Origin of the sequence: Parasedimentitalea huanghaiensis, from assembly GCF_009753675.1 — a bacterium.
Lineage (GTDB): Bacteria > Pseudomonadota > Alphaproteobacteria > Rhodobacterales > Rhodobacteraceae > Parasedimentitalea > Parasedimentitalea huanghaiensis.
The window spans coordinates 156,435-178,740 of record NZ_WQLV01000001.1 but is presented as its reverse complement, the minus strand read 5'-3'; the positions used below and the strand labels follow the sequence as shown (position 1 = coordinate 178,740).

Here is a 22,306-nt window from a genome sequence, read left to right as displayed (position 1 = left end):
ATGCCACGTTTACAAGCTGAACAACCCTTCGTTCATCCTGACTGCCAAATCACCGGCAGTCAGTTTGGACGTTATGTTGAAATTGGGGCGAACAGCCGTATCACAAACAGCAGGTTTGGCGACTACAGCTACTGTGATCGCACCTGCGATATAGCCAATGCAGAGGTGGGAAAGTTTGCAAATATCGCGAGCTTTACTCGGATTGGCGCAACTGATCATCCAATGGACAAGGCGTCTCTGCACCACTTTCACTACCGGTCTGCCAGCTATTGGGACGACGCCGAAGATGATGCTGATTGGTTCGCACATCGTGCCTCCCGGCGCGCAACATTAGGTCATGACACCTGGGTTGGTCACTCTGCAATGATCAAGCCAGAAGTAACCGTTGGGCATGGTGCAGTGGTTGCTGCTGGGGCGATCGTTACCAAAGATGTTCCGCCATACATGATTGTGGCGGGAATTCCTGCGGTCCCAATCCGAACCCGCTATCCACAGAAAACCGCTGCGCGCATGATTGAATTGGCGTGGTGGAATTGGTCTCATGACAAACTGCGGACTGCATTGGATGATTTCCGCAGTTTAGTCGCCGAAGCGTTTCTGGAGAAATATGAGTAACTCAAACTCTCGGCTCGGGTGCGGGAATTCAATCGCCTTTGACGGTGAGAGTTACCCGATCACCAGCAAACCAGGTTCGGCCGTATTCAATAGGCCGACCTTCCGGATCAACATTGACGGACACAGCACGTAAGATCGGGGCGCCTTCGGACAATCGCAAATGCAGAGCGATTGTGGCAGACGCAGTTTTTGCTGTCAGCGACGTTTGTGATCGAGTAAAATCCGTCACGCCATGCGCCTGCAAAGCCTTGGTCACAGATCGGGCTTTTCTCAGGTTTTCCAATAAGTTTGGGAACCTATCAGCCGGAAATACGCTTCTAAAAACCCCTATGGGCTGCCCATCAGACAGGGAAAGCCCCTCATACACATGTACCTCGGAACCGATCAACTGCAGGGTCTCTGTCTCGCGCGCATTGGCCTTTCGCGTTTCAAGAAGAAGGATCTCTTTGGCGGGCATCCGGCCAGCGGCCTCTAGATTTTGATGAAACCGAACACGGCGACCAATTTGATATTCAGTTGGACGTTGCGCTACAAATACACCGGCGCCACGGCGCGCCAGAACAAGCCCCTCTTCCGCCATCACCTTTAGCGCATGCCGAACAGTGTGTCGATTGACGCCGAAACGTGAAGCCAGCTGCGCTTCGGTCGGGAGCTTGTCTCCAGATCCGTACCGCCCGTCTGCAATGTCTGAGCTGAGGGCTGAACATATGGATTTCCAGATTGGGGTTCGCGTGGTCATGTCACTGAAATTTCACAAATCTTAGATTGCTGTTGCCGTGTTCGTCAGTCAATATTTGTCTAGTTGTATAGAAACGTAGACAACACTGCAAGGTGTCTAGATGAACAAAGAAAATCCGCGTCAGGCTTGGATGAGCCTATTGGCAAAAGCGCCAACGCAATCTCTCGAAGACAAAATGACCGCTGTTGGGCCAGAGCCAGAATTTAAGTGGCTACGCCATCCCGAGGTGGGTGGGGTCATGGTTCAAGGCCGTGCTGGCAGCACAGGAGGCCGATTTAACATTGGAGAAATGACAGTGACGCGTTGCGCACTGCAGCTGGCCTCTGGTGAAGTGGGCCATGCAGTTGTGCAGGGGCGCAGTAAATCCAAAGCCCAACATGCGGCCCTTGTTGATGCGCTAATGCAGACACCGCGCGCAAACAGCCTAAAGGCTCAGGTCTTGGATCCATTGATGACTGAAATGGCCGCATCCCGCGATGCGCGCGCCGCCAAGGCAGCGGCCACCAAAGTTGATTTCTTTACCATGGTACGAGGCGAAGACTGATGCAGGTACAAGCTCTTGAAGGTGCGTTTGCAAACGCGCCCATCGAAAACGCTGTAGCGTTTCGCGCAGCCATGAATGCTCTGGCCCGACCCGGTCAGATTGAAAAAATTTCCGGCGCCAAACCACCAGCGCCCTTGTCAGTGGCTGCCGGTAGCTTAATTCTGATGCTTTGTGATTCCGAAACGCCGGTGAGCCTGAGCGGACCTTTTGAAACAGCTGTGATCAGGGACTGGATAATCTTCCACACTGGGGCGCAGATTGTCACACCAGACAAGGCCGTGTTTGCCATCGGCACATGGCAATCACTGGCACCGCTTTCTCAGTTCGCCATTGGCACAGCCCAATATCCAGACAGATCAGCCACTCTGATTGTGGAATGTGACGAGCTGAAACCCCAAGGAGCGACCCTGACTGGACCGGGCATCAAAGACGCAGCCCAGCTTTCATTGCCAGAAACACAATCCTTCCAAGACAATGCCAAACTATTTCCGTTGGGGTTGGATTTCTTTTTTACCACCGGCACGCAGGTCGCTGCATTGCCACGCACAACCAAGGTAGATCACTGATGTATGTCGCAGTAAAAGGCGGCGAGCGCGCCATTGATAACGCCCATGCCTGGCTGGCAGAAGAGCGCCGCGGGGATACCAGCATAGCTGAACTGTCCATTGAGCAAATCCGTGAGCAGCTAAGCCTGGCAGTTAACCGGGTGATGGCCGAGGGATCGCTATATGATCCCGATCTGGCAGCTCTGGCGATCAAACAATCGCGTGGAGACTTGATCGAGGCGATCTTCCTGATCCGAGCCTATCGCACCACCCTGCCCCGGTTTGGCTCATCCGAACCGGTGAAAACAGAAGAAATGGCTTGTGACCGTCGGATATCTGCCACATTTAAGGATGCTCCCGGTGGGCAGGTTCTGGGGCCAACGTTTGACTACACGCATCGGCTTCTGGATTTCAAGCTGGCAGCTGAGAGCGACCCACAGGCCGATGCTGAAACAGCCAAACCAAGGCGCGAGCCAACCCCGCACATTATGGAGTTCCTCAACACCGAAGGTTTGATCCAAACCGAGATAGCCTGTGAAGACACACCACCGGATCTGACACGAGAGCCGATGGAGCTGCCCTCAAACCGTGCGCTGCGGCTACAATCTTTGGCGCGTGGTGACGAAGGATTTGTCCTTGGGATGGCCTATTCCACCCAGCGTGGCTATGCCCGCAACCATGCCTTTGTCGGTGAGTTGCGGATAGGTGCTGTACCGGTTGAGATGGAGATTGCGGAACTCGGCTTCGCGATTGAAATTGGTGAAATGACACTGACCGAATGTGAAACGGTCAATCAGTTTCAGGGCTCCAAAACGGAACCGCCACAGTTCACTCGTGGCTATGGTCTGGTGTTTGGCCAATCAGAACGTAAAGCAATCTCTGTTGCTCTGGTCGACCGAGCCCTGCGCTGGAAGGAACTTGGTGAAAGTGACTCTGGTGCGGCTGCACAGGACGAAGAGTTTGTCCTTTCCCACTGCGATAATATTCAAGCCACCGGGTTTCTGGAACACATCAAACTGCCCCACTACGTCGATTTCCAATCCGAGCTTGAACTGGTGCGAAAACTCCGCCGCGAGGCGGCCGAGACATATCCAATGCAGGAGGCCGCGGAATGACCGATTACAATTTTGCTTACCTTGATGAACAGACCAAACGAATGATCCGTCGGGCCATTCTCAAAGGTCTTGCAATTCCGGGGTACCAGGTTCCATTTGCCAGCCGAGAAATGCCAATGCCCTACGGCTGGGGCACCGGTGGGGTGCAGGTTTCGGCCGCCACACTCACCCCAGACGACACGTTGAAGGTGATCGACCAGGGGGCTGATGACACCACCAATGCTGTATCGATCCGCAAATTTTTTGAGGTCACTGCTGGAGTCACCACAACCGAAAACACCACTGAGGCGAGTGTGATACAGACACGCCACAGGATTCCCGAGGCCGAGCTACGAGATGACCAGATCCTTGTCTATCAGGTGCCTATTCCGGAACCGTTGCGGTTTTTAGAGCCACGCGAAACCGAGACCCGCAAAATGCACGCGCTTGAGGAATACGGCCTAATGCATGTGAAACTGTATGAAGACATCAGTCAACACGGGGCGATTGCCACTTCATATGCCTATCCGGTGAAGGTTGAAGGTCGATATGTGATGGACCCATCTCCGATCCCGAAGTTCGACAATCCCAAATTGGAAATGTCCGCAATTCAACTGTTTGGTGCAGGGCGTGAACAACGCATCTATGCACTGCCGCCCTACACCAAGGTCGAGAGCCTGGATTTTGAAGATTATCCGTTTGAGGCCACCAAGGCAGATCACGCCTGTGACATGTGCGGGGCTGAAAACAGCTATCTGGACGAGGTGATCATGGATGATCAAGGCAGCCGCATGTTCGTTTGCTCGGATACAGATTTTTGCGCAGGTCGTCAGCAAGCCGGACATCTGGGCGCATTGGCTGCTGTTAACGCAGAGGATGCAGCATGACACCGCTTCTGAAAGTACAAAACATCGCTAAGTTCTATGGCAACCGCATCGGCTGCCGGGATGTGAATTTTGATCTTTATCCCGGTGAGGTAATGGGGATCGTCGGGGAAAGTGGGTCAGGAAAATCGACCCTGCTCAACTGTCTTGCCGGGCATCTGGTTCCTGATGACGGGGCGGTTTTGTTTGATACTCGGACGGATGGTTTAAAAGACACCGTCACAATGCCAGAACCCGAACGACGCATGTTGGGCCGTACCGATTGGGCATTTGTTCATCAACATGCGCGTGATGGGCTACGGATGAATATCAGTGCGGGCGGTAATGTGGGGGAGCGGCTAATGGCCGTTGGCGCCCGCCATTATGGCAATATCCGGTCCGATGCAATTGATTGGCTGGGGCGGGTCGAAATCAATGAAACCCGAATCGACGATCATCCAACCGCCTTTTCCGGCGGCATGCAGCAACGGCTGCAAATCGCACGTAATCTGGTGACGGGTCCACGGCTGGTGTTCATGGATGAACCTACCGGTGGGTTGGACGTCAGCGTGCAGGCCCGGTTGCTGGATCTGCTGCGTGGTCTTGTACGTGAAATGGGGCTGAGCGCGGTCATCGTGACCCATGATTTGGCCGTGGTACGCCTGTTGGCGGACCGGCTGATGGTGATGAAAGACGGCCATGTGGTGGAAACCGGACTAACAGATCAAGTGCTGGATGATCCGCAGCATGCCTACACCCAGCTTCTTGTTTCCTCAGTCTTACAGGTTTGACGCCATGATCCGTATTGAAAACGTCTCAAAATCCTTCACACTCCACAATCAAAGCGCCACCGAAATTCCAGTTATGGCCGGAGCTTCACTTCATGTCCCTGCCGGGGAATGCATTGCACTGGTAGGGGCATCAGGTTCAGGTAAATCCACACTTATGCGGATGATCTACGGCAACTACCTTACCGCCACCGGGCGCATTTTGGTAGATGGTGTTGATGTAGCCAGCGCTGAACCTCGTGATATCTTACAGCTTCGGCGCCACACATTGGGGTACGTCAGTCAGTTCTTGCGTGTGGTTCCGCGCGTATCTACTTTGGACGTTGTCGCTGAACCCCTAATGATCACCGGCAGGACCCGTGATGCGGCTATTGCCAAGGCACAGTCCTTGTTGGAGCGGCTCAATATCCCCGAACGGCTGTGGCAGCTTAGCCCGACAACATTTTCCGGCGGCGAACAGCAGCGCGTGAATATTGCCCGCGGCTTTGCCTATCCCTACCCCGCGATGCTGCTGGATGAACCCACGGCAAGCCTAGACCCAACAAATCGGGCAACAGTACTGACAATGATTAAAGAGGCCAAAGATCGGGGTACAGCCATCGTCGGTATTTTCCACGACCACGAAGCGCGAGACCAGATTTGTGACCGGCAAATTGATGTGACCGGTTTTACACCTGGGTTGGCAGCATGACGGGCCGTTTCATCGCAGTTGTTGGCCCATCCGGTGTTGGTAAAGACAGCGTTATGCGGGCAATGGTCAAAAATGACGACCGGCTAACTCTTGCCAGACGTGTCATCACACGGCCCAGTGATGCAGGCGGTGAAGATTTTGACGGCGTCAGCACAGTAGAATTTGAACGCCGCTTAGCGGCTGGTGACTTTCTATTGAACTGGCACGCCCACGGCCTGCAATACGGTATCCCCGTTTCCATCGACCAAAGTTTGAACAACGAACAGGATGTATTAGCAAACTTGTCTCGTGCAGTCCTGCCGCAAGCAGAACTGTTGTTCGAACGTTTTGAAGTGTTGTTGCTCACAGCGTCCCGCTCCACCTTATCAACACGTCTACAAAAACGGGGCCGTGAGAGTGCGTCGGAAATTGCCCATCGACTGGACCGGGCAAACTTTACTCTACCCAGAGGGATTACAGCTCATGTGGTAGACAACAGCGGCCCATTAGAACGCACCTTGGCCGCTGTTTCGGCCCTTCTTCATCCAGTAAGCGCGTAGCGGCATATTTGATGGAACATTCCGTTACTATCCTGGCCAACCAGAGTGATCGCATCAATTATTGCAGTCTCGGACATGACAGGTTCGAGAAGTGGCTCAAGAACGTCGATCACGATCCCCCCTTGAGTAGGAGACAGTTGCCCGCTCAGGGTCAGATGAAAACTGAAATCATCAAAAATATAGGGGTATCCCCAGCCAAGCATCTGCCTGTCTTGCCTATCGGTCAAATCCGCCTGTCGCCGCCTAGCGATATCAGGTTCCGTCAACGGTGCTCGAAACAGATCGAATTCTCTAACAACGTTCGAGGCGAACTCTCGCAGCATCGCGGTGTGGGTTCGTGGACGCAGAGCAACAAACCCATGGTCCTGTCGCAACTGAAACGCGTCCATAACAACAGGCGCCTGCGTGGCACAAAATACAGCAATTGCCGCCTTCAACTCGTCGACCGAACACGCAGGGTTCAGATGGAACGGTGCTTTCAGGGTTCCATGAAACCCGTACTTTCTGGGGGTGGCCGTCACATTACTTACATCTACACCTGCGATAACAGGATGTGGGACGGCTGTAGCTGTTTCGCTATCCCAGCCCAGCCAGGATGCGGCGAATTCTGCCAACGGCCCAGGGGGTGGTGTGTAGAAAATGGCGTATCGTTCAAACATTTCAATTCTCCGGCAGTTACTTCCAACTGCCAAAACAGCGTGACACTGACATGACACAAGACACAATCCTGACCAACGCCAGCATCATTCTGAGTGAAGAGGTTATCCACGGAACGATCCGCCTGCAGGACGGGCTCATTACTGATATCAGCAGCACTGCGACTGGTGTTGCCGGAGCCATTGATCTGGAAGGTGACTTTGTAGCACCGGGAATGGTGGAACTACATACTGATAACCTTGAGCGACATTTGTCCCCGCGTCCAAAAGTAGACTGGCCACATCGGGCAGCAATTATCGCGCATGACCGAGAACTGGCGGGAACTGGAATTACCACTGTGTTTGACGCACTACGGGTTGGTTCCATCGTTTCAGATCAAAGCAAGCATCACGGGAAATATGCCCGCAAGCTAACAACTGAGCTACTGGCGCTCAGAGAGTCAGAAAAATTGCGGATCAGCCACCACATCCATCTGCGCGCTGAAATCTGTTCTGAAACACTAACTGAAGAGTTGGCCGAGTTCGGACCTGAAGATCGCATCGGAATTGTGTCGATGATGGATCATACGCCAGGTCAGCGACAGTTCACCGATGTGCAGAAATACAAAGATTACGCCTGCGGCAAGCACAACCTGGATGATGCAGGCTTTGATGAGCACGTGAGTTTTCTGTACGGCTTGCAGTCTAAGTTTGGCAAGAAACATGAGGCCGCAACAGTTGCGGAGGCTTCAAGATTTGGTGCTAAACTGGCCAGCCATGACGACACAACAACTAAGCAGGTTGAAGTGAGCCATTCATATGGCGTGTCGATGGCTGAATTCCCGACTACTCTCGATGCCGCTGACGCCTGTCATGCCAAGGGGATCTCCACTATCATGGGCGCTCCAAATATCATTCGCGGCGGTTCTCACTCTGGGAATGTTGCCGCCCGGGAACTGGCCGAACGCGACCGCCTAGACATCCTGTCGTCTGACTATGTTCCAGCAGGTTTGCTTATCGCGGCAGTCCAGCTGGGCAACTTGTGGGGCGATATAGCACGTGGGCTGTCTACGGTAACCCGGAACCCGGCTAACGCAGTGGGACTGCTAGATCGCGGTCAACTTGAGATTGGCAAACGAGCCGATCTGATCCGCTTTGGAAACTCCAGCGAAACCCCAGAGCTTAAAGGGACGTGGAGCGCCGGCACAAAAGTCTTCTGACGCCGATGCAAGAACTCAAAACACGAGGGTGGGCAAAAAATGTATGAGCTGGTCAAATTTTCAACTTGCTGAATCAGCATATTTTAAATATTCATGAAATATGGAACAAGCACTCATCAATCGCCTGTCTACCCTCAGTCACCCGCAAAGGATGGGTGTATTTCGCTTGTTGATCCGGCGGTATCCGGATCAACTGTCCGCCGGCGAAATCTCATCCATACTGGGGCTAAAACCAAGTACAGCCTCGGTATACTTGGCGGCACTCAAGCAATCAGGCATCATTTCACAACGCCGCAATGGGACGCATCTGTACTACACTGCGAACTTGCAGACTGCGCGAGATATCGTTTCTGAACTTTTCCATGATTGTTGTCAGGGTCGTCCGGACCTTTGTCCGCCTTCGTTATTTGAACATGTTGAAGGGCCGGTTTCAGATCAAAAACTCAATGTTCTGTTCATATGTACTGGAAATTCTGCGCGATCCATTTTTGCCGAAACCCTGCTACGCGATATCGCTGGCGAGCGGTTCAACGTCTACTCCGCGGGAACTGCTGCGAAATCAAAATTGAACCCACATGCCGTTGAGGTGTTGAATTCCAAGGGACATGATGTGTCGCCCTTGAGGTCCAAGAACATCTCTGAATTTCAGCTCGAAACCGCGCCAAAAATGGATTTCGTTTTTACTGTTTGTGATCAAGCCGCTAACGAAGACTGCCCCGCCTGGCCCGGTCAACCCATATCCGGTCATTGGGGTATGCCAGATCCCGTACTCGCCAAAGGCACTCTAGCTGAACAGCGGTTAGCTTTTCAGCAAACATATGGGGCATTGCACAACAGGATCAGTGCATTTGCTGCTCTTCCATTTGACAAGTTGAACAAGGCATCCCTTCAAAACCAAATCGACAAAATCGGTTTAAAACTCTCAGATCAGGAATACTAAATGACAACTTATGCTGTGAACGGCCTGGGCCGGATGGGAAAACTTGCGCTTCGCCCTTTGCTAGAGCGAGGTGCAAAAGTTGCGTTCATCAATGATGCAGTCGGCGACCCTGCAATGCATGCGCATTTGTTGGAGTTCGACAGCATTCATGGCCGCTGGCCTGCAGAATTTTCGGCTGATGAAAACTCTATAACGATTGATGATACGCAAATCCCAGTAACCTGTGCGCGAGAATTGAAAGAACTGCCCCTTGAAGGTGTGGATGTTGTTATTGACTGTACCGGCGCGTTCAAGACCGAAGCCAAGTTGGCACAATATTTTGAGGCAGGCGTTAAAAAGGTGATTGTATCTGCCCCTGTCAAGGATGGGCCAACAGCAAATATCGTCTATGGGGTCAATAACGACGAATATGATCCCGCGGTGCATCAGATTGTGACAGCAGCAAGTTGTACAACCAACTGTCTGGCACCAGTTGTTAAGGTGTTGATGGACGGTATTGGCATCAAACACGGGTCGATCACAACAATCCACGATGTGACCAACACACAGACAATCGTCGATCGTCCGGCCAAAGATCTTCGACGTGCGCGATCAGCCCTGACCAACCTCATTCCGACAACAACAGGGTCGGCAACAGCTATCACGCTCATTTACCCAGAATTGAAGGGCAAGCTGAACGGTCATGCCGTACGCGTTCCTTTGCTGAATGCTTCAATTACAGATTGCGTATTTGAAATGGAGCGTGAAACTTCGGTTGACGAGGTCAATGCTTTGTTTAAAGCAGCTGCCGATGGCCCGTTGAAAAACATTCTGGGGTACGAGACCCGCCCATTGGTGTCGTCGGACTATACCAATGATAAACGCAGCAGCATTATAGACGCACTTTCAACTATGGTGATAAACGGCACCCAGCTGAAGGTCTACGCTTGGTATGACAACGAATACGGCTATGCCCATAGGTTGGTTGATGTCGCGTTTATGGTGGGCGAAACACTGTGACACGTACCGCAGGGTTTTCCGCCTATATCACAGTTACGGCTGCTTACTGGGCCTTTATGCTGACCGACGGAGCACTTCGAATGTTGGTGCTTTTGCACTTTCATTCGTTGGGCTTTTCGCCGGTTCAGTTGGCCTATCTGTTTGTTCTTTATGAAGTCGCCGGCGTCATCACAAACTTATCTGCCGGCTGGATTGCTGCACGGTTTGGTCTGACATCAACATTGTATGCCGGGTTGAGCTTACAGGTTATTGCATTGCTCGCTTTGTCACAACTTGAACCGACCTGGGGTATTTCGCTGTCAGTAGTCTTTGTAATGCTGGTTCAGGGGTTGTCTGGTGTAGCCAAAGATCTGGCCAAGATGAGCTCCAAAAGCGCTGTGAAAATCCTGGCCCCTGCCGACGGTGGCGGGTTGTTCAAATGGGTGGCTCTCCTCACCGGATCAAAAAATGCGATCAAAGGTACAGGTTTCTTACTTGGCGCTGTTCTGTTGGCTATTTTGGGTTTCGTTCCATCAGTTTTGGCAATGGCAGCGATACTTTTTGCAATCCTAATCACGGTGATACTAGGAATGCCAACGGGACTGCCAGCTGGGAGAAAGGAGGCAAAATTTTCCGAAGTTCTCTCAAAAAGCCGCAACATAAACTGGCTTAGTTTCGCCAGACTGTTTCTGTTCGGAGCGAGGGATGTCTGGTTTGTGGTCGGTATCCCAATTTATTTCTATGCCGTTTTGTCAGATGGGTCTGAGGCCGGGAACCGAAATGCCTTTTTTACAATTGGTTCCTTTATGGCGGTCTGGACAATCCTTTACGGTGTCGTGCAAGGGTACGCACCCAAACTACTAAAGGCCTCTTCCCGGACCAAAATCGATCTTCTGCAACAGGCCCAAATATGGGCCGCCCTGCTGATCCCAGTGCCCGCAGTACTATCCCTTGTCGTTTACACCGCTCCGGAACCTTCCGGTGTTCTAACAGCGTGCATTATCCTTGGCCTGATAGTGTTTGGTGGCATTTTTGCAGTCAACTCATCGCTGCATTCCTACCTGATCCTATCTTTCACCGATGCCAAACGGGTCACGCTGGATGTTGGTTTTTATTATATGGCGAACGCAGCAGGCCGATTGTTGGGTACAGTGTTGTCTGGACTAAGCTATCAGGTTGGAGGCCTCCCTTTGTGTCTGGCAACAGCAGGCTTCATGGTTTTGATCAGCTATGTCGGCGTAAAACAAATCAGTAGTGGTGCAGATCGCAAAAGTACTGGAGCATAAATAAAAGGGCTCCAGCGATTGTATATCCGGACCAATTTGCTGGCTCACGCGCGAGCAAAAAACAGGCCCGCTCTCTCCCTTTTTGGATTCTGACGATTTTGCAGCGGCGGCACAGTGCAACATTTCACCTTGAAGGCTCCAATTGCACTTGATCCGGTTGTCCATCAGTTTCAACCTGTGCAGATGGCATTCTACTTGGGGAATGTCGGACGAAGAGAGAGTCAGAATGCCAACATCTTTCGCGACCACGCACCCTAACCTTGCACATTGGAACGAACGCGTTGACCTCGCTGCCACCTTCCGCTGGACTGCGCGGCTTAATATGCACGAAGCGGTTGCCAACCACTTTAGCCTCGCGGTGAATGACGACGGCACGCAGTTTCTGATGAACCCAAACCAGATGCACTTTAGTCGGATCAAGGCCTCTGACATGTTGTTGCTGGACGCAAATGATCCAGACACGATGAACCGCCCGGGCGCGCCCGATGTGACAGCTTGGGGGTTGCACGGATCAATCCACCGGCTTTGTCCACACGCACGCTGTGTCATGCATGTGCACTCAATCCATTCAACGGTTCTTGCCTCGCTAGCCGACAGTACGCTCCCGCCAATCGACCAAAATTCGGCCACCTTCTTTCGGCGCCACGTCGTGGACGAGGAATATGGTGGTCTGGCGTTTGAAAGCGAAGGCAAACGCTGCGCCGGGTTACTGTCAGACCCCAAGGTCAAAGTCATGATTATGGGCAATCACGGTGTCTTGGTCATCGGCGACACGGTAGCCGATACATTCAACCGGCTCTACTATTTTGAACGGGCCGCTGAGACCTATATACGGGCGCTGCAAACGGGGCAAAAACTGCGCATCATCAGTGATGAAATCGCAGAGAAAACTGCGCAAGAACTTGAAGAGTACCCCGATCAGTCCGAGCGCCATCTGGCGGAGCTGAAAGCAATCTTGGATAGTGAAAATGACACTTATGCGAACTGACCTGAACGAGACAAACTTTGTGCTTACAAAAACTAGAAGTCCTGACATTGCTCTTTTCCGTCCAATTCACCCGTGCCGACGAGAACATTGCTGCGTCTAGTAGAACACATTGGTAGGACCTTCATATTTCTAGTGCGTCACCTTCATGGCATGATCATCCGAACATATTGCCCTGGCGTAACGCCCATCTGTTCTTTGAAACGGCGGATAAAATGGCTCTGGCTAGAGAAACCACATGCTACTGCGACTCCAGCCATTGGCTCTTGTTTCAGCAGCTTTTTCGCTAGCTCAACACGAATCCTTGTGACCCAATTGTGGGGCGTCATTCCGCAAGTCTGGCTGAACATTCGGTGAAAGTGATACTCCGAAATGCCTGCGAGTTTTGCCAAATCGTACAATCGTATTTCGCCGGCAATATGGGCTTCAATCCAGTCGTTTACGTCCCGTACAACCTTGGATGAAAGCCCGCCGACCAAACGTACCGGCCGATCTTCCAGACCAGCTACCATGTCGGAGAAACTAGCATCCGCAGCAAGGACATCTCCGTCCAGCGCGGCCTGAGCCATCCTTAACATCGGCCGTTCAAGCACGCCGGGAGCGGCAAATGTCTGCTCTGCGATATCTAGCCTACGGGCATCCTGGTCGTGGGTCTTGGCATAGGCCGCGCGCAATGCATCGTTCGCCACATATAAATGCACAAATTGAAACGTCTCAGTGATCTGCCATTCAGAAGAATGACCCTCCGGAAGAACACAAAGTGTCCCAGGTTCGCCTGATCTCACACTGCCATCAACACGGCGTGTCCCTGCCCCACCATTGAGGTACAGACTAAAGACGTGACCGCTTGTTGCATTGTATTGGATTTCGTCGTGGCTGTTGTGCCAAACCGCAAGTTGACGCCCACGTCCCAACGACAAGCTCGCCAGACGCTTAGTCTGACGTGAAGCAGATAGAAATTCGTCAACGCGCTTTTTCACAGATTGGCTCCTTTAAGCCTAACTACTACGAACTGAAGCAGTGTCACTGGACACATCTTCGAATACCGCAAGATCGTGCAATCTTGGTCAATTTAGTTGATCTAATACCCCGGCAACCAGGAGAGATCATGATCAATTATCTGCTATTTGCCGCCACCGTCTTCATTTGGGGGACAACTTGGATCGCCATCGCATGGCAACTTGGACCCGTCGACGTTATCGTTTCGGTCTTCTACCGCTTTGCGCTGGCCTGTGTTGTATTCCTCGTAGGCCTAGCCCTGTTGGGGCGACTAAAACTGCCTGCTCAATGGCGGTTTGTGGTGTTGCAGGCCCTCTGCCTGTTCAGTTTCAACTTTCTATGTTTCTACCACGCCACGTCCTTGATGCCGTCAGGCTTAGTTTCCGTAATCTTTTCGCTGGCAACGATATTTAACGCAGGCAATTCCCGTATCTTCTTTGGCGAAAAGGTCAAACCAAGAACCGTTCTTGCTGGTTTCACCGGGGCGACCGGACTGGTTTTGTTGTTTTGGCACGATCTTACTGTGTCCTTCGATGCAGACGTCTTACAGGGCATCGGTTGGGCAACGGCAGGAACCTTGATGTTTTCTCTTGGCAACATGATGTCGCGAAAAAACAGTCAACACGGGGTCTCTCCGATCCTCGCAAACGCATGGGGCATGGGCATCGGAGCACTGGTTCTTCTCACAGTTGCTATCTTTAGTGGGGTGCCTTTTTCGTGGCCAAGTACCCCCACCTACATCTGGTCGCTGGTCTATCTTGCGGTCATAGGATCGGTCATTGGCTTTAGTACCTATCTCTTAATGGTTGCACGCTTAGGGTCTGATCGCGCCGCCTATGCTACGGTTCTATTCCCCGTCGTCGCTCTGCTCATGTCCACCCTCTTTGAGGGTTATGAATGGCACGCAACCGCGCTTGCAGGGATTGCCCTAACGATTGCAGGAAATCTTATTATGTTTGCGAAACTACCCATGTGGCGCACCCTGTCATTTCGTTGACGAAAATTGAGCAAAAGGCCGTTAGGAACCGAACAGAAAACTGAGGCCAACGAGCTTTCGGTCCTGTAACTCTGAGCTAAACGCGAAGGTGTATTCACCATCTCGCTCAGAGCTATGGTGGCAGCCCTTGCTGAAAGTCGTGGTTGTCATATCAACATCCCCCAAACCCAAGTCCAATTTTCTATTTTCAGATTGATAATGACGAAGAAAAAACTGATCTTAGTCATGTAAGACGAGCGTTCCAAATCCCCGGAAAGGTGTGGCGCAACCCCGGTTGTAAGCCAGCCAAATTGTGTGTGGTCCACACAAGCTAATCACCTAGCCAGAAGTACCGGCTCATGGGGCCCGACACCTGATGCGTACTTTCGATTGGTCCGACACTGACTTGATAGAAAACCTAAAGGCTAGAAGGCACTGGGCATTACAAAGGCGCCTGAGACATTCACCACCATCTAGAATATACAACTAAAGAGGTTGGGTGGCGGACAGACAGGGATTCGAACCCTGGAGACGGTCTCCCGCCTACACACTTTCCAGGCGTGCGCCTTCGACCACTCGGCCACCTGTCCATTGGGCGGACTTTTGACGGATACACAGGCGGAATGCAAGAGATAACCAGTTAAAAAAGCCGCGTAAATGTGCGTTTTTTTTAATCGTCCAAGTGAAGGTATACCCGACGGTTCAGTTTGCCCTTCTTTTCCACTTTTCCAAGCCGGATCTTACCGATCTCAGCGGTACTCCGGACGTGAGTGCCGCCACAGGGTTGTAGATCTACCTGAGACTTGCCCGCGCCGATTTGAACCAGTCTAACCTGCCCTGCCCCACGAGGTGGCGAGACTGACATGGTTTTGATCATTTGCGGGTTTGCGTCTAATTCAGCATCGGAAATCCAGCTGTCAGAAACCTCCAAGTCCAGATCGATCATGGTTTGCAACTTGTCTTGTAGCGCGGCCTTATCGTCCGGAGCCTCCGGCATATTGAAATCCAACCGGCCTTTTTCGGCACCAATAGAACCGCCGCTAACAGGGAGCGGTATCACCACCGACAACAGATGCAGCGCGGTATGCACCCGCATATGTCCATTACGGCGCGTCCAATCGAGCTTCTGAGCTACTGACGCTCCAACTGGCGGTAAGGTCTGGTCTTCTGCTGGCACCAGAACAATCGTGGAATTTTCACCTTTGACCGTTGTTGAAATAGTGCAGCTGCCGCCGTCCCATTCGAGCAAGCCCCCATCGCCGGGTTGTCCACCACCAGTGGCGTAGAACAATGTTTGATCCAGAACCACGCCCCCCTGGTCTGTGTGCCCCAGAACCTCAGCAGGTGCTTCGCGCAGGTACGCGTCCTTTAGAAATAACAGGTTAGTAGTCATTATCACCCTCCGGATCACCTATATCACTGGCATCAGGCTTTTCGAATGTTGTTGATGGTACAGGCTGCGTTCCGGCAGGTTTGGCACTGTTCAATGCCTCCGGGTTACGGATCCAGATATCACGTTGGGCAAATGGGATCTCGATCCCCTCTTCCTCAAACCTGCGGGAAATTTCAAAATTCATTTCTGAGCGCACGGACAAGACCCAGTTGACGTCCCGCAAGATAGCACGGATTTCAAAATCCAGGCTATCGGCCCCAAATCCCTGAAAAACCACGCTGGGCGCAGGATTCATCACTACCATTGGATGGGCCTTGGCGATCTCCAACAGAATCGCTTCAATCCGACGAGGGTCACTGCCGTAGGCTACGCCAACTGGCACGATCACCCGCCCAACAGTATTACCGCGCGTGTAATTGGTGACTGTCCCTGAGATCAGATCCGAGTTGGGAACGATTACATCTGTCCGGTCAAAGGTCTCAATTCGGGTTGAACGTACGGAAATATCGCGCACGTAGCCCATCATACCGCCAACTTCGATCCAATCCCCCTTGGAAATGGGCCGTTCGACCAACAGAATGATACCTGAAACAAAATTCGAAACGATCGTTTGCAGTCCAAAACCGATTCCGACAGACAAGGCACCCGCAACAATTGCCAGCGACGAAAGATCCAGTCCTGCCCAGGAAATCGCAACCACAGCCGCAAGAAAAATGCCCAGATAGCCTGTACCTGAAACAATTGCATTCTGACCGCCAAGATCCATTCGGGTTTTGGGTAGCAGCGAATTCCGCAGGCTGCTTTGCACAAGACGTGTAATTGTATAGCCCACAGCAAAAACTAAGGCGAACAGCAAGAATGAACTAGGAGAAATCTGCGTTTCGCCGAGTTGAAACCCTTCCAGGAACCGCGACCACATTTCTGTTAGGTCAGCGATCCGCGCGCCCCAAATCAACGCTAACAACGGCAACGCCAGGATGGCCAAAACAAACCCAGCCAACACTGAAAACAGCGAATCTTTAGCTGCCTCTGGGTTACCTGTGATCAGCGCATAAACTGCGCCAATAAACCGCTGCACAATTAGGATTGACGACACGACAAACAGGGTAATGACGACCGGATAAATAATGGCTTCGGCGGCGTAGATGTATCCAAATGCAGCAAGAACCGGCGACAGAACGCCAAACCCATAGGCCGCACGCCGCACGCCGCGAACCAGTTTATTGGCACTATGGGCCGCATTCTTTGCGCGCTGCAGGCCGATACGTTGCAGCCGAACCAATAACAGCGCCGTGCTCAATATAATGGGAAAAGCGACTACAGAACGGGTTATCGAAGACAGGTTTTCTACCTGATCGACCTGTACAACTAAATCACGCAGCACCAGCATCACAGCCAGCAGTTCGATCAACAGGCGTAACTCTGCCCGTCTCCCCGGTTGTAACGGCACAAGAGCTTCGCCACTGGGAGAGACAAACAATTGCTGGCCCAGCCAATTGAATGCCAGCAAAATTGCCGCCCACTGAGGAACGGATTCCAATAGCAGTGATCCGCGCACACCCAACATGCCAGAGACCGAAACGGCCTGAACAAGCAAAGTGACACCCAGAAACGGCAACACAACTTGGACAATCGAGACAACAAAGCCCCAGGCTCCGCTCCCTCGGGAGCCAAACTGACGCAGATACTCACCGACGCGTTTGGCCCAAACTCTTCCACGCAAGAGCAACATTGCGCCTGCGAGGACAAGACCAAGAATAAGCGGCAGCTTATTTTGTAAGTTTTCTCGGGTGGTATCACTTCCCGACCGCAAAAGCGTCTCATTCCATATTGCCGTGACAGCCCCAGAAATTTCGCGCATTGCTTCCGGCCAATGCTCGGGGTTCAAAGGAGAGGGCCCACGCTGCATCAGTGCTTTGGTTTGGCGTTTTCGAATGATCCGGTCAATTTCAGAAATCAGACCGTTAGCACGGTTATGGGCTTCTTCCGAAACGACCCTTGGAACACGCAGTGTATTGAGTTGTTCATTCAAAGAGGACCGCAGAGCCGCAATATCCGCGTCCTCAATTTCACCCTCTGCCGGGGCGACCCCAAGAGCACTAAGTTGCGAGTTTAGCGTCGCTATACGATCTGCATTATCCTCGCGGGCATTGCCGAATCTTTCTCTGTAATCAGCAATTTCCCTGCGGAGAACTTCCATCGCCGCTGACGATGCACGATCTGCGTCGATTACCAGCTCTGCCCGCGCAGCCGTCTTTAACCAGCCTTGATAATAAGCTCTCTCTGTCGACGACAACTGAGCTTCAGCGACACTGAAAAACAATAAGGCAATGCCGAGCGCTGCTAGGCATTGCTTCATGTGGCGCATCAGTTGCGTCATACCTCTTCGAACACACCAGGTATCGAGGCTGGTGTATGGGTCATCCAGTCTGGCACAGGCAGGTTCTTTTCGCGCAGAAAATCCGGGTTGAAAAGTTTGGATTGGTAGCGTGTGCCGTAGTCGCAAAGTACTGTGACAATAGTGTGGCCTTTGCCCAAATCGCGAGCCATGCGCACTGCACCGGCTATATTGATTGCCGACGAACCGCCAAGCACCAGACCTTCGTCATGCAACAGATCAAAAATATAGGGCACGGCTTCCTGATCGGAAATCTGATAGGAGAGATCCGGTTTGAAACCTTCCAGATTTTTGGTGATACGAACCTGACCAATTCCTTCAGCGATCGAGCCGCCTTCCATCGCGATTTCACCGGTGGTGTAGTAGGAAAACAACCCAGCCCCCATCGGGTCAGCGAGACCAATTTTCACACCTTTTGGCTGCAGCGCGTCGGCGACCCCAGCCAACGTACCACCTGAACCGACAGCACAGACAAAACCATCGACCTTGCCATCGGTTTGCTCCCAAATTTCGGGACCAGTAGTTTCTACATGCGCCAATCTGTTAGCAACATTGTCAAACTGGTTGGCCCACACCGCACCGTTGGGCTCGCTCTTAGCCAGCTCGTTTGCCAGTCTTTCAGAATAACGTACAAAGTTGTTTGGATTGCGATATGGTGCCGCCGGCACCTGGACAAGCTGGGCGCCCGCCAGACGCAACATATCTTTTTTCTCTTCGGACTGGGTTTCCGGGATCACGATCACCGTTTTGAATCCCATCGACGCCCCAACCAGCGCCAAGCCAATACCAGTATTCCCGGCGGTCCCTTCAACGATGGTTCCACCTGGCTTCAGATCACCCCGCGCAATGGCGTCTTTGATGATATATAGCGCAGCACGGTCTTTCACCGACTGACCCGGGTTCATGAACTCGGCTTTGCCCAGAATTTCACAACCCGTTTCATCGCTGACGCGATTCAAACGGATAAGTGGAGTGTGGCCGATAGCGTCGGCCAGATCACGTGCGATGCGCATGGTATCCCTTTCGATCAATCTCTTCTGATGTAGACAAGCCCAGACATGATCTCAAGGTCAGAAGATGCTAGGTTTTGGCCTTTCGCAACCGTGTACGATGCCGCGCCAACCACAAAGCCGCAGTCATAAGCGGCATATCCAGAAAACGCTGAGCATCTACTTCGACCATCAAGTCTTCAAAACTGATGACTTTGCAACGAATGTCTTCCCCTTCCGAGGCTAGCCCCCCACCAGCCTCACGGCGAGACAGGTCTCCGATCCCAACAAAAATGTGAATGAATTCCCCCGATGCGCCACTGGACGGATAGACCTGAGCAACAGGTTCCAAAGTATCCAGCGCCACACCCGCTTCTTCCATAGCCTCACGATGTGCTGCTTGTTCCGCTGTTTCCCCTGGATCCACCAACCCGGCAACGGGCTCCCACATCCATGGGCTTTGCTCTCCAGCGATAAATGTGGCGGCGCGAAACTGTTCAACCAACAGCACTTCGTCGCGAACCGGGTCATAAGGTAAAACCACAGCCGCGCGACCAACCAGTGCTGCACAACGGTTCATCACCGGGCTAAGACTGCCATCGTTGCGCCGGAACTGGAGATCCATTTCTTCCATGCCGAAAAAATTTAAGTGAGCGTGTTTGTGGGCGTGCACAACCACATCCTCAGCAAGGTCGTGATCCGGATCTTGCTGGCGCGCCTGAGCCGCGATCCATGCCGCAGCCCGGGTTCGAACTGACGGGAAACACCGAGCCACCTCTGATGCATTCATCCGGCCTTGATAGGCCATGACCTCCTGGGCTGCACGTAGGGTCAGAGCTCCCCAATCTGTAACCCATTCCTCTAAGGTCCATGCAGGTCCTGTCTGCCATAGTCCAGGTTGAGGAAAATAGACCGAAGCCACTGCTTCAGTTCCGTCCTGCAATTGCAGCATGACGTCCTTCAAATCATAGTCAAACCCGCCTTCGTAGAAGTTAAGTGCTGCCACATCTTCATTGGAAAGCCCCCGGACCAATACCCCATGTGCAACATGACCGGCCCGCTCTTCGATGGCTGGAAAGATCTCTCCCTTAACCGCAAAAATACCGTGCCCCGCCAAGCTGGCTGGAAAAGTATCCAGATCAGTTCCAGACCGTCCAAGAACCAGTTCCAACAATGCAGCATAACGCAAAGTGCCATAGAAGAAGAGATCCGTCACGTATCGTAACCTTTTATTTTAACAAATACTAACGCCAGCGTCGTGACGCGTTTTCGGTGGCAAGACCAGAAACAATCGCCCCTATCAGCACTGTCACGATCACTTCTGGAACAAAAATCATAATGGCGTAATCAAGCCCGATAGTGAAAATTGCTGACAGTGCGTCAAACGGCCCATCATAATGGTTGCGCATTGCCTTTTGAAACATTTCATAGGTGCCTTGAATAAACAGCCCCCAAAACAGCAACACAGCAACCCCGCTTATTCCATTATTAAGAGCAGGCACAAATCCGCGTCCCGCTCGTTTGCCCATCACGACCCACCCCACAACGAGCCCTAAACCCATATTCAACGGCGTAAAGTAGCCAAAATTGGTGCCCTCTGGCATCAATGGCATGATCTCTCCCGACAAGAGAAATGCAAGTAGCGCGAGGCAGAGAGCCGCGGTCAGTCGTGCGCCTGTGGGCATAGATTAGATCCGTTTAGTGATAGGAAGAAGCAGTCAGTATCGTGTTCAATTGATCCATTTTAGGAGCTTCCGTGCAATAGGCCTAGCGGAAATTCAGTGTTTCATTGGTATTGAAGTTAGATGCCGTCACCCGCCACGCAGACGACGCATCAAACAACTGCCTATGAGGACCAAGATCAGAGCACGGATTCGAGAGCCGCGATCAGTGCCTTCACCTCTTCTTCTGATGTATAATGAGTAAAGCTAACTCGTAGCACGCCTACCTCGGGATCAGCACCCAGGGCTTTTAACGCGCGTACAGCGTAAAAATCCCCGCCCCCAGCCATGATCCCCAACTCTGCCAGCTTTGCCGCAACCGGTTCAGCCGGTCTGTTCAACTGAATGGCAACTGTTGGCGCACGCAATTCAGCCTTGTCCGGCCCTATCAAACGCACATCGTTGCGTTCTCGCAGCATGTCGAGAAGCGGTTGTAAAAGCTTCACTTCCTGAGCGCGCATGAGATCATGAACAAAGGCTGCTCGGGCCGCGGCATCCTCTGAGGGTCCGCCATGATGATCGCACAACATTTCAATGTAATCAGCCATCCCGGCACAGGCGGCCACTTGTGCATGATCTGGACCTGCCGGCGTAAACCGTTTGTACCCTACACCCCCATTAAAATAGTGCGCCTGATTGGGTAGCAAGTCTGCCAGCGCTTTTCGCACCACCATCAGTCCCTGATGCGGGCCATAGGTTTTGTAGGCCGAAAACAGATAGATATCCGGCCCCAGCTCTCCAACATTGGGTAAACCATGCGGTGCATAGGAGACGCCATCAACACAGACAAACGCGCCAGCGGCATGAGCCAATGCTGTAATTTCGGTCACAGGATTGATTTCACCCACCACGTTTGAGCAATGTGGAAAACAAACCAGACGCACTTTATCGTCCAAGATTTTCTCAAGATCTGCTGGATCCAGATGCCCGGTCTGCGGATCAATCACCCACTCCCGAATTTCAATACCTTCGTCCGCCAACCGCCGCCAAGGACCAGTATTGGCCTCGTGATCCTGATTGGTCACGACAATTGCTTCGCCTGGACTTACGAACTTGCGAAAAGCCTGAGCCAGTACATAAACATTCTGACTGGTTGAGGGGCCAAAGCTGAGCTCATCCGTCTCAACCCCCATCATAGCTGCAAGGCGACGTCTGGCTTCGTCCATCTCAGCCCCCCCCAGCGTGGAGGCCTCATAAGGGGCATAGGGCTGTACTTTGCGCTGGTTGTAGAACCTTGTCAGTCGGTCAATTACCGGCTGACAAGTATATGATCCACCGGCATTTTCAAAAAATGCCTGCCCCTGCAGGCTGGGTTCGGAAAACGCAGGAAACTGGCTGCGTACAAAATCGATATCCAACGGCATGTTC

The 22,306-nt window shown here is 52.4% G+C and carries 23 protein-coding genes and 1 tRNA gene; 14 read left to right on the top strand and 10 right to left on the bottom strand.

What is annotated here, in order from left to right; all coding sequences use genetic code 11:
• Positions 1–615, top strand: coding sequence for an LbetaH domain-containing protein (locus tag GO984_RS00880; RefSeq protein ID WP_157020711.1), 615 nt, complete (start codon positions 1–3; stop codon positions 613–615).
• Between the two features lie 28 nt (positions 616–643).
• On the opposite strand, the gene phnF is transcribed toward GO984_RS00880, so the two are convergent.
• Entirely contained in the window at positions 644–1,354 is a 711-nt protein-coding gene (gene phnF, locus GO984_RS00875) for a phosphonate metabolism transcriptional regulator PhnF (protein WP_157020710.1), read from the bottom strand.
• Between the two features lie 100 nt (positions 1,355–1,454).
• Here phnF and phnG point away from each other — a divergent pair, with 100 nt between their 5' ends.
• The 7 genes from phnG to phnN are packed head-to-tail and all read left to right on the top strand — an operon-like array spanning position 1,455 to position 6,418.
• Positions 1,455–1,898: a phosphonate C-P lyase system protein PhnG gene (gene phnG, locus GO984_RS00870; RefSeq protein ID WP_157020709.1), complete on the top strand. Its 444-nt coding sequence runs from the start codon at positions 1,455–1,457 to the stop codon at positions 1,896–1,898.
• Positions 1,898–2,464 (top strand): phosphonate C-P lyase system protein PhnH, encoded by a 567-nt coding sequence (phnH, locus tag GO984_RS00865; protein WP_157020708.1) that lies wholly within the window; start codon positions 1,898–1,900, stop codon positions 2,462–2,464. Before phnG ends, phnH begins: the two co-directional genes overlap by 1 nt.
• Positions 2,464–3,558, top strand: coding sequence for a carbon-phosphorus lyase complex subunit (locus GO984_RS00860; protein WP_157020707.1), 1,095 nt, complete (start codon positions 2,464–2,466; stop codon positions 3,556–3,558). Before phnH ends, GO984_RS00860 begins: the two co-directional genes overlap by 1 nt.
• A complete protein-coding gene (locus GO984_RS00855) occupies positions 3,555–4,424 on the top strand; it encodes an alpha-D-ribose 1-methylphosphonate 5-phosphate C-P-lyase PhnJ (protein WP_157020706.1) in 870 nt (289 codons plus the stop codon). Before GO984_RS00860 ends, GO984_RS00855 begins: the two co-directional genes overlap by 4 nt.
• Positions 4,421–5,191, top strand: coding sequence for a phosphonate C-P lyase system protein PhnK (phnK, locus tag GO984_RS00850; protein WP_157020705.1), 771 nt, complete (start codon positions 4,421–4,423; stop codon positions 5,189–5,191). Before GO984_RS00855 ends, phnK begins: the two co-directional genes overlap by 4 nt.
• 4 nt (positions 5,192–5,195) lie before the next feature.
• The gene (gene phnL / locus GO984_RS00845) at positions 5,196–5,879 is read left to right on the top strand and encodes a phosphonate C-P lyase system protein PhnL (RefSeq protein ID WP_157020704.1); all 684 of its coding nucleotides are present in this window, start codon (positions 5,196–5,198) and stop codon (positions 5,877–5,879) included.
• Positions 5,876–6,418, top strand: a complete 543-nt coding sequence (phnN, locus tag GO984_RS00840; protein WP_157020703.1) for a phosphonate metabolism protein/1,5-bisphosphokinase (PRPP-forming) PhnN — start codon at positions 5,876–5,878, stop codon at positions 6,416–6,418. Before phnL ends, phnN begins: the two co-directional genes overlap by 4 nt.
• Here the strand turns inward: phnN and GO984_RS00835 are convergent.
• Positions 6,400–7,077 (bottom strand): DUF1045 domain-containing protein, encoded by a 678-nt coding sequence (locus tag GO984_RS00835; RefSeq protein WP_157020702.1) that lies wholly within the window; start codon positions 7,075–7,077, stop codon positions 6,400–6,402. The two genes, phnN and GO984_RS00835, sit on opposite strands and share 19 nt — an antisense overlap.
• Before the next feature lie 50 nt (positions 7,078–7,127).
• Between GO984_RS00835 and GO984_RS00830 the strand changes: the two genes are divergently transcribed.
• The 5 genes from GO984_RS00830 to GO984_RS00810 all read left to right on the top strand — a co-directional run bounded on the left by GO984_RS00830 (position 7,128) and on the right by GO984_RS00810 (position 12,465).
• Complete coding sequence (locus GO984_RS00830) at positions 7,128–8,273, top strand: alpha-D-ribose 1-methylphosphonate 5-triphosphate diphosphatase (protein WP_157020701.1); 1,146 nt, start codon at positions 7,128–7,130, stop codon at positions 8,271–8,273.
• Between the two features lie 100 nt (positions 8,274–8,373).
• Entirely contained in the window at positions 8,374–9,213 is an 840-nt protein-coding gene (locus GO984_RS00825) for an arsenate reductase/protein-tyrosine-phosphatase family protein (protein ID WP_157020700.1), read from the top strand.
• The gene (locus GO984_RS00820) at positions 9,214–10,212 is read left to right on the top strand and encodes an ArsJ-associated glyceraldehyde-3-phosphate dehydrogenase (RefSeq protein WP_157020699.1); all 999 of its coding nucleotides are present in this window, start codon (positions 9,214–9,216) and stop codon (positions 10,210–10,212) included.
• Positions 10,209–11,477 carry an organoarsenical effux MFS transporter ArsJ gene (gene arsJ / locus GO984_RS00815; RefSeq protein WP_167740169.1) on the top strand — a complete coding sequence of 423 codons (1,269 nt, stop codon included), beginning with the start codon at positions 10,209–10,211 and terminating at the stop codon, positions 11,475–11,477. Before GO984_RS00820 ends, arsJ begins: the two co-directional genes overlap by 4 nt.
• A gap of 226 nt (positions 11,478–11,703) precedes the next feature.
• Entirely contained in the window at positions 11,704–12,465 is a 762-nt protein-coding gene (locus GO984_RS00810; RefSeq protein WP_157020698.1) for a class II aldolase and adducin N-terminal domain-containing protein, read from the top strand.
• A 143-nt stretch (positions 12,466–12,608) separates the two neighbouring features.
• On the opposite strand, the gene GO984_RS23880 is transcribed toward GO984_RS00810, so the two are convergent.
• A complete protein-coding gene (locus GO984_RS23880; RefSeq protein ID WP_167740168.1) occupies positions 12,609–13,442 on the bottom strand; it encodes a helix-turn-helix domain-containing protein in 834 nt (277 codons plus the stop codon).
• Positions 13,443–13,570: 128 nt separating this feature from the next.
• On the opposite strand from GO984_RS23880, the gene GO984_RS00800 reads away from it, so the two are divergent.
• The gene (locus tag GO984_RS00800; RefSeq protein ID WP_157020697.1) at positions 13,571–14,458 is read left to right on the top strand and encodes a DMT family transporter; all 888 of its coding nucleotides are present in this window, start codon (positions 13,571–13,573) and stop codon (positions 14,456–14,458) included.
• A gap of 479 nt (positions 14,459–14,937) precedes the next feature.
• On the opposite strand, the gene GO984_RS00795 is transcribed toward GO984_RS00800, so the two are convergent.
• From GO984_RS00795 to GO984_RS00765, 7 genes are all read right to left on the bottom strand, one after another.
• Positions 14,938–15,027, bottom strand: a tRNA-Ser gene (locus tag GO984_RS00795).
• Between the two features lie 80 nt (positions 15,028–15,107).
• Positions 15,108–15,830, bottom strand: coding sequence for an alanyl-tRNA editing protein (locus GO984_RS00790; protein WP_157020696.1), 723 nt, complete (start codon positions 15,828–15,830; stop codon positions 15,108–15,110).
• Complete coding sequence (locus tag GO984_RS00785) at positions 15,820–18,189, bottom strand: DUF3772 domain-containing protein (protein WP_245230947.1); 2,370 nt, start codon at positions 18,187–18,189, stop codon at positions 15,820–15,822. The genes GO984_RS00790 and GO984_RS00785 overlap by 11 nt, the downstream gene beginning before the upstream one ends.
• Before the next feature lie 17 nt (positions 18,190–18,206).
• Entirely contained in the window at positions 18,207–19,241 is a 1,035-nt protein-coding gene (locus GO984_RS00780) for a cysteine synthase A (RefSeq protein ID WP_138163191.1), read from the bottom strand.
• Positions 19,242–19,308: 67 nt separating this feature from the next.
• Entirely contained in the window at positions 19,309–20,433 is a 1,125-nt protein-coding gene (locus GO984_RS00775) for an NUDIX domain-containing protein (RefSeq protein WP_167740167.1), read from the bottom strand.
• A gap of 28 nt (positions 20,434–20,461) precedes the next feature.
• A complete protein-coding gene (locus tag GO984_RS00770; protein WP_157020694.1) occupies positions 20,462–20,902 on the bottom strand; it encodes a TrgA family protein in 441 nt (146 codons plus the stop codon).
• Between the two features lie 176 nt (positions 20,903–21,078).
• A complete protein-coding gene (locus GO984_RS00765) occupies positions 21,079–22,302 on the bottom strand; it encodes an aminotransferase class V-fold PLP-dependent enzyme (RefSeq protein WP_157020693.1) in 1,224 nt (407 codons plus the stop codon).
• Between the last annotated feature and the right edge of the window lie 4 nt (positions 22,303–22,306).